The sequence below is a fragment of the Ferrovibrio sp. genome (genome assembly GCF_019636075.1).
Taxonomy (GTDB): Bacteria; Pseudomonadota; Alphaproteobacteria; order Ferrovibrionales; family Ferrovibrionaceae; genus Ferrovibrio.
The window spans coordinates 22,098-34,435 of the sequence record NZ_JAHBYG010000044.1; the positions used below are offsets into that span (position 1 = coordinate 22,098).

Consider the following 12,338-nt stretch of genomic DNA (forward strand, 5'->3'; position numbering starts at 1 on the left):
GAGATTTTTGCGCAGTCATCACTGAAACGGATATTGAGGTTGCGCCACACTAGCGCCGGGAAAACCGATTGGCCAGCCATGGCCAGCATGGCCGGGGATTGCTATATAAACGGCATGCGACTGCGTTTTCTGTTTCTGGTCGGCGCCGTCCTGGGCGGCCTGCTGGCCTATTATGCGCTGTGGAGCCACCTGATCGGCCGGGTGGAGCAGGCAGCCTTGGATTTCGTTGCCGCCGAGCGGCAGCAGGGCCACCTGGCAGAAATCGGCGCCATGCGGCGCGGCGGCTTTCCCTATCGTCTGAGCCTGCGCCTGGAAGGCGTGAGCCTGGGCGAAAAGCCGCAAGACGGGCCCAATGGCCCAATGGCCGGTTGGAAACTGGAAGCCGATACCGCCATCGCCCATCTGCAGCTTTGGAATTTTCAGCATGTGGTGTTCGAACTGCCGGGCAGTCAGCGTTTGTCGTGGCAGGATGCCGCTGGCCAGCGGCATCAGATAAGCTGGCAGGCGCAGGAATCCGCCCGTGCCAGCCTGGTAACCGATCCCACGGGCGCCTGGCAGCGCGTGGCCATCGACCTGCGCAAGCTGCGCATCCATGGCCAGGATACAATATCGGCAGTTGGGTCTGGCGCCGGTGCCGAGGCCGAGCGCATTCAGATCCATCTGCGCCGCGAGGCCAATCAGAATAGCCGCGATGTGGCGCTGCAAATCACCAACCTCACGCTGCCCGCGGCCCTGGATGGCCCGCTGGCTGCCGTCATGAATGGCCCGCTGGGCCGGCAGGTGGCGGACTTGAAGCTGATCGGTCGGCTGGATGGCGCCTGGTTCGGCAAGGATCTTGCCGAGAAGCTGCGCAACTGGCGCGATTCCGGCGGTGTGCTGGAATGCGACACGCTGTCGCTGCGTTGGGGCGGCCTGGCGATTGCCGGCGATGCCTCGCTGGCGCTGGACAAATCATTCCGGCTGCTCGGTGCCATGGGCGGCAGGCTGCATGGCGCCGCCGCCGGCGTGGATGCCTTGGTGGCGATCGGCCGCATGAAGCCTGAGGAAGGCCGCGCCGCCAAACAGGCGCTGGCCGCCATGGAAAAGCCGGATGCCGAGGGCAAGCCGCATCTGCCGCTGCCGATCACCGCGCAGGATGGCAAACTGAGCATCGCCAATGTAGCGCTGTTTGCCTTGCCGCCGCTGGTGCCGGCGAAGCCTTGAACCCTGGAAAGAGCGCGGCTTAAGCCTTGTCGGCCTTGTCGCGGCCGAAATCCGGCGCGGCGGTTTCCTGGCCGGCATCGATGATGGCGCGGCGTATGGTGCGGGTGCGGCTGAACAGCTTGAACAGCGTATCGCCATCATCCCAACGGATCGCCCGCTGCAAGGCGGTGAGATCCTCGGTGAAGCGCTGCAGCATCTCCAGCACCGCTTCCTTGTTGTTGAGGAATACGTCGCGCCACATGGTGGGGTCGCTGGCGGCGATGCGGGTGAAATCGCGGAAGCCGCCGGCGGAATATTTGATCACCTCGGATTGCGTTACCGCCTGCAGATCGTCGGCGGTACCCACGATGTTGTAGGCGATCAGATGCGGCACATGACTGGTGATGGCCAGCACCATATCGTGATGCCGCGCATCCATCATTTCCACCTTGCTGCCGAAGGCGGCCCAGAAGGCACGCAGGCTTTCCAGCTTGTCTGCCGGCGCCTCGTCGGTGGGGGTGAGAATGCACCAGCGACCGCGAAACAATTCAGCGAAGCCGGCAGCCGGGCCGGAATGCTCGGTGCCGGCCACCGGATGGCCGGGAATGAAGCTCACACCGGGCGGCAGATGCGGCGCCAGATCGCGCAGCACCGATTGCTTGCAGGAGCCCACATCGGTGATCAGCGTGCCGGCGGTCAGGCCCGGCGCCATGGCCTGCCCCACCGCGCCATAGGCCCCCAGCGGAATGCTGAGCAGAACCAGATCGGCGCCGCGCACGGCATCGGCCGGATCGGCGAAAGCTTCGTCCACCACGCCCAGGCGCAAGGCCTCGGCGCGGTTCTCGGGCGAGAGATCGGCACAGACAATGCGTTCGGCCTGGCCGAATTGCCGGGCGGCGCGCGCCACCGACGAACCAATCAGCCCGATCCCGATAATCGCCAGGCGCTTGAACAACGCGTCCGCTCCCACGTCAGCTTTTCTTGGCGCGGAAGGCCGCCAGGGCCTTCAGCAGGCGATCATTCTCTTCCAGCGTGCCGATGGTGAGGCGCAACGCATCGGGCAAGCCATAGCCGGCCATGGCGCGCAGGATCAGGCCCTGGCCGCGCAGGAAGGCATCGGCCGCCTTGGCTTCATCCGCCCCGCCGGGAAAACGCATCAGCAGGAAATTGCCCACGCTGGGCACCACGCCGATGCCCAGGGCGGCAATGCCCTTGGTAAGGCGCGGCAATTCGCTGTCGTTATGAGCCCGCGCCTTGTCGGTCCAGGCCGTATCGGCCAGAGCCGCGATGCCGGCGGCCTGGGCTGCCGCATTCACGTTGAACGGACCGCGCAGGCGGTTGATGATCTCCACGATCGGGGTGGGCGCGTAGGTCCAGCCCACACGCAGCGCCGCCAGGCCGTAGATCTTGGAGAAGGTGCGCGTCATCACCGTATCGTCGCGCTCGCGCACCAGTTCCACGCCATCGCTGTAATCGTTGCGGCTGACATATTCGGCATAGGCCGCGTCGATCACCAGCAACACACCGGCCGGCAGGCCATCGCGCAGGCGGCGCAGTTCGGCGGCCGAAATATAGGTACCGGTGGGATTGTTGGGATTGGCCAGAAACACGATGCGGGTGCGCGGCGTAACCTTGGCAAGCAGCGCATCCACATTGCAGGTGAGATCGGTTTCCTCCGCCGTAACCGGCGTGGCGCCACGCGCCATGGCGGCGATGGGATACATCAGGAAGCCGTGGCGGGAATACAGGACCTCGTCGCCCGGGCCGCAATAGGCCTGGCAGATCAGCGAGATCATTTCGTCCGAGCCGTTGGAGCAGACGATATTCTCCGCCGGCAAGCCATGATGGTGCGCGATCGCCTGGCGCAGTGCGTCGGCGGCGCCATCGGGATACCGGTGCAATTCATCGGCCAGCGCGCGATAGGCGGCCACGGCCTTGGGGCTGGGCCCCAGCGGGGTTTCGTTGGACGACAGCTTGCGCACATCGGCCACGCCCGCCACGGCGGATTCGCCGCCCTTGTAGGGGCTGATACCGAGAATGCCGGCATTGGGCTTGGGTGCAGTCACGACAGTTACTCCTGCTTTCGAATCCTGTTCGCGGGGCCTGTTCGGCAAGGGGCCTGTTCGGCGCCTGGCCTATTCGGAAAGTGGCATGGCATAGGCACCGATCACCACCGCATCGGTGATCGCGCCAGAACCAGCCGCCACCAAGGCATCAATCCGCGGATCGTCGGGCGCGATGAAATCCGGCGCTTCCAGCAGCATGCGGCTGGTGGGTTCGGAATCACGGTGCTGCACCAGTACGCGCCAACCCGGCAGGTCGGCCTGGGCCAACAATTGCCCCAGCCGATCCAGGCTGATCGCATCGCCGGCCAGGCGCAAGGCCACCAGGCTGCGATCTTCCCCGGAAGCTTCCGCCGGGCAGCGGGCAATCAAAAAGGCGCCCAGATCGGCCAGGCGCCCGCGCGGATTGGGAATGAAAGGCAACAGGCCCACCACGCGCGGCGTATCCGCCCCGCGATTGGCCAGCATCGGCCACCAGGGATCGCGTTCGCCATCCTCGGGCAGCGGCATCACGCCCACGCCGGCCGGCTCGGCCGACAACGCACGCATGGCGGAACTGGCGGTGGTGCACAGGATCATCGGCACGGTGGAGCCGTAATGGTCGCGGGCGATATCCCAGCGCGCCACGGATTTGTTGGGGGCCAGCACCGCAACCCGCACCGGAGCTTGCAGCTCATACAGGGCGCCTATCAACTCACGGTTTATCCTTACCATGGCAGCGCGCGGTAAAGGGCCATGATGGCGAGCCATGAGGCGGCGCAGAATCTGGGCTTCGCGGCCAGGCTTGAGGAACGCACCGTCGGTCATGCCGGCGGCGCGCTTGGTGATGGCCACCTTTTCCACCGCCTCGGCACGGCGGCGCAGCAAGTCCTGGATCTGGTCGTCCAGCACATCGATTTCGTGCCGCAAATCGGCCAGGCTCGCGATATGTTCGGTCATTGGGGTAAACGCTGAAAAGGGGGGTAAAAAACGCCGCATAGTCATAGGCGTTGCCCACCAGAAATGCAAAGAAAACATTGACAGTACAAGAGGGGGAATTTACAGGGTTTACCCCTCCCCCGACGGCCAAATCAGAGGAGCTTTGCTGGCAGGATGAGCAGCCAGGACGATAAACCGGGCCAGGATGATAAAATCGACCAGATCGGCCCTGGCCAGCGCGTTACCCTGGGCGAGACGCTGCCGCTGCGGCTGGATTGCGGCATCGAGCTGGGACCGTTCCATATCGCCTATTGCACCTATGGCCGGCTGAATGCCGATAAATCCAATGCCATCCTGATCTGCCATGCCCTGACCGGCGACCAGCATGTGGCCAACACCCATCCGGTGACCGGCAAGCCGGGCTGGTGGCTCACCCTGGTGGGCCCGGGCAAGGTGATCGATACCGACCGCTTTTTCGTGATCTGCTCCAACGTGATCGGCGGCTGCATGGGCTCGTCCGGTCCGGCCGACGCCGATCCACGCACCGGCAAACCCTGGGGGCTGAATTTCCCGCTCATCACCATCCGCGACATGGTGAATGCCCAGGCCATGCTGCTGGACCATCTGGGCATCCCGGACCTGTTCTGCGTGATCGGCGGCTCGATGGGCGGCATGCAGGTGCTGCAATGGGCCGCCAGCTATCCCGGGCGCTGTTTCGCCGCCGTGCCGATAGCCTGCGCGGCCCGCCATTCGGCGCAGAATATTGCTTTCCATGAAGTGGGGCGGCAGGCGATCTATACCGATCCCGACTGGCATGCCGGCGACTATTTCTCGCATCACACAATTCCGCGCAACGGCCTGGCGGTGGCCCGCATGGCGGCGCATATCACGTATCTTTCGGAAGCCGCGCTGCATCGCAAATTCGGCCGCAACCTGCAAAACCGCGAACGCCTCACCTATGGCTTCGAGGCGGAATTCCAGGTGGAAAGCTATCTGCGGCATCAGGGCTCGACCTTCGTTGAGCGGTTCGATGCCAATTCCTATCTCTACATCACCCGCGCGATGGATTATTTCGATCTTGCCGCGCAAATGGGCGGAACGGCGGCCGGCGGCAATCTGGCCGGCGCCTTCCAGGGCAGCCGCACGCGCTTTTGCGTGGTGTCGTTCACCTCCGATTGGCTGTTTCCCACCAGCGAGAACAAAGCCATCGTGCGCGCATTGAATGCGGCCGCCGCCAATGTCAGCTTCGTGGAAATCGAAACCGACAAGGGCCATGATGCCTTTCTGCTGGATGAACCGGAAATGTTTCGCACGCTGAAAGGCTTCATCGATGGCTGCGCCGAGGCGCGCGGCCTGAATGGCGGCGGCAAATGAATCATCCCGTACAATCCGGGCACCGCGACATCCGCAACGATCTGCTGCTGATCGCCGAAATGGTGCGGCCCGGCAGCCGAGTGCTGGATGTGGGCTGCGGCGATGGCACGCTGCTGGAATATCTGGCGCGCGAAAAGCAGGTGGATGGCCGCGGCATCGAGGTGCGCCAGGCCGGCGTGAATGCCTGCGTGGCACGCGGGCTATCGGTGATCCAGGGCGATGCCGATACGGATCTGGACGATTATCCCGATGCCGCTTTCGATTATGCCATCCTCAGCCTCACCCTGCAGGCCACGCGCAATCCGCGCAGCGTGCTGCGCTCGCTGCTGCGCATCGGCAGGCATGCCATCGTGTCGTTTCCGAATTTCGGCTATTGGCGGGTGCGCGCGCAATTGCTGCTGGGCGGCCGCATGCCGATGACGGCGGCGCTGGATGATCCCTGGTATGAAACGCAGAATATCCATCTCTGCACCATCCGGGATTTCGACGAGCTTTGCGCCCGCGAGGGCATCATCGTTGAGCAGCGCATCGCGGTGAACGGCCATGGCCGGCGCGAGGGCTGGCAACTGAGCGGCGCCGCAGCCAATATCTTTGGCGCGCAGGCGGTGTATCTGCTGCGCCGGCGCGCCCCATGAGCGCGCCCGATGCCTATGCGGCCGCGCTGCAATTGCACGGCAATGGCCGGCTGGAACAGGCCGAGGCCGCCTATCGCGCGGCGTTGGCGCAAATCCCGGCCAATGCACCGCAACGACCGGAGATGCTGCGCAATTACGGCTTCCTGCTGCATCAGCGCCATCGCTTCCGCGAAGCCGTGGCTATTCTGAGCGAAGCCGTGAAGGGCCTGCCGCAGGATGTGAATGCCTGGTCTGCGCTTGGCCAATGCGCGCGCGAATTGGGCGATCATGGCAAGGCCATGGCCGCTTTTCAGGCCGCAGCGAAACTGGCGCCCGAGCGCGAGGATGTGTTGGCGGCATTATCCGGCTATCTGTCGCGCGCCATACCCGCCTGGCATCTGCCCATGCTGGCCGATACGGCGCGCAACGATGCCTATGAGCAGGCGATATCCAGGGCCGCCGCCAACAGCGCGCTGACCCTGGATATCGGCACCGGATCGGGCTTGCTGGCCATGCTGGCGGCCCGCCATGGCGCCAAAAGCGTTGTTGCTTGCGAAGCGCATCCGATAATCGCCGATACCGCAACCGAGATCGTAGCGCTGAATGGCTTGCAGGATCGCATCCGCGTGGTGGCGAAGCGTTCCACCGAATTGCGGCCCGAAACCGATATGGGCAATGCCAAGGCCGATCTGATCGTTTCGGAAATCCTTGATGCCGGCCTGCTGGGCGAAGGCGTGCTGGCCACCTTGCGCGATGCATTGGCGCGGCTGGCAACGCCGGCGGCGCGCGTCATTCCAGGCCGGGCCGAGATGTTCATCCAGGCCATCGCCCTGCCCGGCCTGCGGCCTGCCTATCCGGTGCGGCAGATTTCCGGTTTCGACCTGTCGCCCTTCGATCGCTTCCGCAACCGTGCCGGCCACGCCACGCAAAGGCTGGATCACGTGGATTACCGGGCATTGTCGGCGCCGCTGCAGGTTGCGCGGATCGATTTTGCGGCGCCACCGGATTGGTCGCAGCCGGTCCGAGACAAAATGGCGCTGCCGATCACCGCCGAAGGGCCGCTGCAGGCTTTCGCACTTTGGTTCGACCTCTGGCTGGATGATCATGTCTGCGTCACCACCGCCCCTGCCAGCGAGGCGAATGGCAGGCCCAACATGCCGCATTGGGGCCAGGCCATTCTCTGGCAGATGCAGGACCGCGCCGTGCAAGCCGGCGAGACGCTGTCGTTGATCCGCGAATTGGCCGATACCTATATCGATATCCGCCAGGCTTGATGATCGGCCAACCGGCCCGATCTTCAATACGGCCGCAGATGCTCCCAGAGCCAATAGCCGAGCAGAAAGCCCGGCCTGCCATCGGCATCGCGCAGCGGCGCCAGAATGCGGCTGAAGCCGGTATGGCGCAAATTGGGATCGGCGGCGGCGCGGCGCCAGTAATGCGGCTGGTTGCCGGCCAGCAATTCCGCATACAGCACCTTCACCCGCGCCATCTCTTCCTGGGTATGCAGGGTATCGAGATAGAGCCCGGTATGTTCGGCGCCATTGGCGGTATAATGATCGGTGCCGAGCAGCCGATAGCGATAGCGCGGCGCGGCACCTGGCTGCGGGTGCATCTGAATGATACCGACCCCGGCCAGCAATTGGGGAATTTCAATTGGGTCGATGGCGGATTTAAAAGGCGGGCTGCCATCGGGGCCGCATTTGCTGCGCCAATAGGCCAAAAACTCGGCCAACCGCGGCGGCAAGACCTCAGGCCAAGCCTCATCGATACGATTGCTGGGGAAACCGGCCGACACCATCGCCTATCCGTTTCCTTCGGGGGATGCTGCATCCAGTTTGGAGCATAAACCCTCCAATTTCTTGACTATAGCCTGCTTACCAGGCCAAGGGAACCCCGTGGCAAATAAACCCGTCGATGACGAAATGCTGAACGGCTTCCACTTGAGCGTGGCCATGGCGGCGCTTAAAATCCCGCCCGCAAACAGGCAGGCTTGGTTTTCGATATGCCACAGAGCAGAGACGCCAAATTCGCGATCGGCGATGTCGTAAGGCATCGGCTGTTTCCGTTTCGCGGCGTGGTGTTCGATGTCGATCCGGTGTTCAACAACACCGAGGAATGGTGGCTGTCGATCCCGGCCGATTTGCGCCCGCGCAAGGACCAGCCCTTCTACCACCTGCTGGCCGAAAATGCCCAGACCAGCTATCAGGCCTATGTGTCTGAGCAGAATCTGCTGCACGATGCCGAGAATGGTCCGGTCAGCCATCCCGATGTGCAGCAATATTTCGATGGCTATCGCGATGGCCGCTATATCTGGCGCGGCGGCGTAAGGATGTAAGCCCAAACCAGGCTGATTCAGACCGCCGGCAGACGGTCGGCTTCCGACTGGTCCTGACCCAGATCCAGCTTATCCTGACCCAGCTTGTCCTGACCGTGCGGCGCATGCTGGAATTCCGGCACCAGTTCTTTCAGCGTGGCCAACACCCCCGCCTCGTCGCAGCGCGCAGCAAAGGCCATCAGCCGGTCGAGCGCGGCAATCAATTCGGCGGCATCGACCATGCGCGGCGCGGCCAGCAGCAATCCCGGCTGCGGCGTGGGCTGCAAGGCCTCGGCGCGGTGCAGCACTTCCTCATAGAGTTTTTCGCCCGGCCGCAGCCCGGTGAAAACAATCTTCACATCCACATCGGGCTTCAGCCCGGCCAGTTGAATCATCTGCCGCGCCAAATCCTGTATCCGCACCGGCTCGCCCATATCCAGCACGAAAATCTTGCCCGTGCTGCGCAATGTTTCGCTGGGCATCGCCGCGGCCTGCAGGATCAGCTCCACCGCCTCGCGCGTGGTCATGAAAAACCGCGTCACATCCGGATGCGTCACGGTGAGCGGCCCGCCCTGGGCGAGCTGGCGCTGGAACAGCGGCACCACCGAACCAGACGATCCCAACACATTGCCGAAACGCACCACGACTATATGCGGCTGACCGGGACCGGTATTCTTCGCCCCGCATACATCCAGCGCCTGCGCCACCATTTCGGCCACGCGCTTGCTGGCGCCCATCACATTGGTGGGATTCACTGCCTTGTCGGTGGAGATCAGCACCATCACCGCAACGCCATGGCGCGCCACGGCCTCCGATATCACCTTGGTGCCCATCACATTGGTGCGCACGGCTTCGGCGATATTGCCCTCGGTGAGCGGCACATGCTTGTAGGCGGCGGCATGCAGCACGATATCCGGCCGGAAGGCGCCGAACACCGCATCCACGCGATCGGCATCGCGCACATCGCCCAGCATGGCCTGACGCGGCAACTCGCCGAAACGTTCGGCCATTTCCAGATCGATCTGATACAGCGCATGTTCGCTCTGTTCGAACAGCGCAATCGCTGCCGGCTCGAGCGCCGCCACCTGGCGCGTCAGCTCGGAACCGATGGTGCCGCCGGCGCCGGTGATCAGCACCCGCCGGCCGCGCACCAGCCGATCAACCGCCGCGCGGTCCAGCGCCTGCTGCGGCCGGCCGAGCAGATCTTCCACATCCACCGGGCGCAATTCGATCCGTGGGCCGGCGGCCGGACCGGATCCGTGGCGGCGAAAATCGGTGAGCCGCGGCAGACGCGCCACGGTGATGCCCAGCTTGCCGGCGCTATCCACGAATAGCGCCAGTTCGGGGCCGGATAGCTTGGTATCGGCCAGGATCGCGCGGCGCGGACGGTCTTCCGGCCGGAAGCGGTTCACCAATTCAGCCAGTTCGTCCAACCGGCCCATCACGCGCACGCCGCGCACATCGCGGCCCAGGCGGCTTTCCTTTTCATCCAGAATGCCCACGGCGCGATAGGCCGATTGCCGGTCGCGCTGCATCTGGCGGATGAAGGCATCGGCTTCCGGGCCCGAGCCGATCAGCAGCACCGGAACCCGCCGGTCCGCCGTGCGGCTGAGCGCGGCCACCAGGCTGCCATCCTTCCAGGCGCGATAGAGCAGACGCGGCCCGGCCAGCAGGATGCAGAGCAGCACGAACTGGATCACCACCACGCTGCGCGGATAATCCTGCAGGTGATTCATCCAGAACAGCAGTGGAATGAAAATCAGCAGCGCCAGGGCCGCCGAGCGCATGATCGCCGCCAGGTCGCGCAAGGAGGCATAATGCCAGATGCCGCGATACAGCCCGGTGAATTGGAACACCACGGCGCAGATTGCTGAAAAAACCAACGTATCCAACGGCTCGCGCAACAGCGGATAGGGTTCGCCGGCCACCCAGTAGCGCAAGGCCAGCGCCGCCTCGAAAGACAACGCCGCCATCACCACATCATGCAGCGCCACGGCGGCGATGCGGCGGTTGAAACGGAATTTGAGGGGCGAGAATGGCATTACGGTTTCGGCGCGGGCGACATGGGATTCATCGGCGGCATAATAACCCCGATGGCGGGCGCCCCGCCACTGCCCGGCTGCCTTGGCCTTGGCCTGGACCTGGGCCTGGGCCTGGGCCCTGGCATTGGCCTTGACGTTGGGTGGGGAGCGCAGCTACCGCCTGAGCGCCAGCCACACCGCCAGCCCGGGCAGGGCGGCGGCCAGTTGCACCAATCCGATCAGGATCGACAGCGCCAGGGCCGATTCGCCCGGCAAACCCAGCAAGGCCAGGGCCGGCACCAACACGGCCTCGCGCAGCCCCCAGCCGGCAATCGAAACCGGCAGGAAGGCGGCAATATTGGCCAAAGGCATCAGGATCAACAGGGCCAGAAAACCGATATCCAGCCCCAGGCCGCGCGCCAGCAGCCAGGCCATCAGGGTTTGCGCCAGATAGGCCAGCAGGCTGAGCCCGAAGCCGTTCAGCGCCGGGCCGGGCCGAAACGTGGCCTGACGCAGAAAAACCGCCATCTCGCCCAGCAAGGCGGGCAGCCGACGCTGCCATGCCGGCGGCAGCAGCAGCATCGCCAGCCGGTCGAACCACACCGCCCCCAGCCAGGCGGCCAGCCCGGCCAGCACCAGAGCGATGGCAAAGCCGCGCAACAGAGTATCCTCGCTGAGGCCGAACAGCCAGGGCAAGCCAACCGCCAGCAACAGGAACAGTGCGATGAAGCCGAACACCCGGTCGGCCAGCACGATCAGAAAACCCTGGCGCAGGCGGATATCCTGTTTGCCCAGATACCACACCCGAAACGGATCGCCGCCGATCTGCGAGGGCAGCAATTGCCCGAAGGCATGGCCGATCCAGGTGATCGCCAGGGCCGGCCCATAGCGCAGCCGCACCAGCGGCCGGGCCACGCCGCACAGCCGCCAGGCCTGCAGCAGGATAGCCGGCAGATAAGCCAGCAGCGCCGCCAGCAGCAGCAGGCTATCGGCCTGCCGCAACCGCGCCAGCAGGGCGGCGCCATCCACCCGCTGCACCAGCACGGCCAGCAAAGCGATGGAAACTGCCGCCTTCAGCAAAAAAGCCAGCCAGGGACGCATCATGGCCGCACCATTGTCCGCAGCGCCGGCCCGGTCAAGATGCGGCAGCCATTGGTTTGCGGCCCGGGCAAGGCTAGTCTGGCGACAGGATTGCGGGAGCGAGGCGGATGCAGCGGATTCTGATACTCGGCGCGGCGGGACAGGTGGGGTCTGCCCTGCTGGCCCAAGGCATTGCCGGGGCTGACCTGATCGGCCGTGCCGCGCGCGATATCGATATCACCGATCCGGCCGCACTGGCCGCCGCGCTGGCGGCCACGCAGCCGGCCCTGGTGATCAACTGCGCCGCCTTCACGGCGGTGGATCGCGCCGAGAGCGAGGCCGAACGCGCTTTTGCCGTGAATGCCCGGGGCGCCGGCCTGGTGGCCCAGGCCTGCGCCGACCATGGCCTGCCGCTGATCCATCTTTCCACCGATTACGTGTTCGATGGCAGCAAGCCCGCGCCTTACACGGAAACCGATCCGGTGGCGCCGCTGGGCGTATATGGTCAATCCAAGGCGGAAGGCGAGGCCCGCGTGCGCGCCGCCCTGCCGCAGCATCTGATCCTGCGCTTGAGCTGGATCTTTTCCAACAGCCATCCCAGCTTCTTCGGCACCATGCTGCGGCTGGGCGCCGAGCGACCGGAATTGCGCGTGGTGAACGACCAGATCGGCGGGCCGACATTCGCCGGCCATATCGCCCTGGCGATTGCGGCAATGGCCGGGCGCGCCTTGCACCATGGCGATAATAGCCGAGCCGATACTATCTGGGGCAC

At 64.7% G+C, this 12,338-nt stretch carries 12 protein-coding genes; 6 read left to right on the forward strand and 6 right to left on the reverse strand.

What is annotated here, in order from left to right; genetic code table 11:
- Positions 1 to 114 precede the first annotated feature (114 nt).
- A complete protein-coding gene (locus KF827_RS16105) occupies positions 115 to 1,203 on the forward strand; it encodes a DUF2125 domain-containing protein (RefSeq protein WP_291007548.1) in 1,089 nt (362 codons plus the stop codon).
- A gap of 19 nt (positions 1,204 to 1,222) precedes the next feature.
- Here KF827_RS16105 and KF827_RS16110 read toward each other — a convergent pair whose 3' ends face one another.
- The 3 genes from KF827_RS16110 to KF827_RS16120 form a co-directional block, all read right to left on the reverse strand.
- Positions 1,223 to 2,152 (reverse strand): prephenate/arogenate dehydrogenase family protein, encoded by a 930-nt coding sequence (locus tag KF827_RS16110; RefSeq protein ID WP_291007550.1) that lies wholly within the window; start codon positions 2,150 to 2,152, stop codon positions 1,223 to 1,225.
- Position 2,153: 1 nt separating this feature from the next.
- The gene (gene hisC, locus KF827_RS16115; RefSeq protein ID WP_291007552.1) at positions 2,154 to 3,248 is read right to left on the reverse strand and encodes a histidinol-phosphate transaminase; all 1,095 of its coding nucleotides are present in this window, start codon (positions 3,246 to 3,248) and stop codon (positions 2,154 to 2,156) included.
- A gap of 69 nt (positions 3,249 to 3,317) precedes the next feature.
- A complete protein-coding gene (locus KF827_RS16120) occupies positions 3,318 to 4,184 on the reverse strand; it encodes a chorismate mutase (RefSeq protein ID WP_291007554.1) in 867 nt (288 codons plus the stop codon).
- A gap of 153 nt (positions 4,185 to 4,337) precedes the next feature.
- Between KF827_RS16120 and KF827_RS16125 the strand changes: the two genes are divergently transcribed.
- Genes KF827_RS16125 through KF827_RS16135 form a run of 3 tightly spaced genes read left to right on the forward strand, consistent with a single transcriptional unit; the run spans position 4,338 to position 7,425 of the window.
- Positions 4,338 to 5,537 (forward strand): homoserine O-acetyltransferase, encoded by a 1,200-nt coding sequence (locus tag KF827_RS16125; protein ID WP_291007556.1) that lies wholly within the window; start codon positions 4,338 to 4,340, stop codon positions 5,535 to 5,537.
- Positions 5,534 to 6,172, forward strand: a complete 639-nt coding sequence (metW, locus tag KF827_RS16130; protein ID WP_291007558.1) for a methionine biosynthesis protein MetW — start codon at positions 5,534 to 5,536, stop codon at positions 6,170 to 6,172. Before KF827_RS16125 ends, metW begins: the two co-directional genes overlap by 4 nt.
- Positions 6,169 to 7,425, forward strand: a complete 1,257-nt coding sequence (locus KF827_RS16135; protein WP_291007560.1) for a tetratricopeptide repeat protein — start codon at positions 6,169 to 6,171, stop codon at positions 7,423 to 7,425. Before metW ends, KF827_RS16135 begins: the two co-directional genes overlap by 4 nt.
- A gap of 23 nt (positions 7,426 to 7,448) precedes the next feature.
- On the opposite strand, the gene KF827_RS16140 is transcribed toward KF827_RS16135, so the two are convergent.
- Complete coding sequence (locus KF827_RS16140; protein WP_291007562.1) at positions 7,449 to 7,949, reverse strand: PAS domain-containing protein; 501 nt, start codon at positions 7,947 to 7,949, stop codon at positions 7,449 to 7,451.
- A gap of 204 nt (positions 7,950 to 8,153) precedes the next feature.
- Between KF827_RS16140 and hspQ the strand changes: the two genes are divergently transcribed.
- Positions 8,154 to 8,486 (forward strand): heat shock protein HspQ, encoded by a 333-nt coding sequence (gene hspQ / locus KF827_RS16145; protein WP_291007564.1) that lies wholly within the window; start codon positions 8,154 to 8,156, stop codon positions 8,484 to 8,486.
- Between the two features lie 17 nt (positions 8,487 to 8,503).
- On the opposite strand, the gene KF827_RS16150 is transcribed toward hspQ, so the two are convergent.
- Complete coding sequence (locus KF827_RS16150) at positions 8,504 to 10,507, reverse strand: nucleoside-diphosphate sugar epimerase/dehydratase (RefSeq protein ID WP_291007566.1); 2,004 nt, start codon at positions 10,505 to 10,507, stop codon at positions 8,504 to 8,506.
- A gap of 153 nt (positions 10,508 to 10,660) precedes the next feature.
- Complete coding sequence (locus tag KF827_RS16155; RefSeq protein ID WP_291007568.1) at positions 10,661 to 11,590, reverse strand: lysylphosphatidylglycerol synthase transmembrane domain-containing protein; 930 nt, start codon at positions 11,588 to 11,590, stop codon at positions 10,661 to 10,663.
- A 104-nt stretch (positions 11,591 to 11,694) separates the two neighbouring features.
- On the opposite strand from KF827_RS16155, the gene rfbD reads away from it, so the two are divergent.
- Positions 11,695 to 12,338: dTDP-4-dehydrorhamnose reductase (gene rfbD, locus KF827_RS16160; protein WP_291007570.1), on the forward strand; the 644-nt coding region annotated here is incomplete at its 3' end.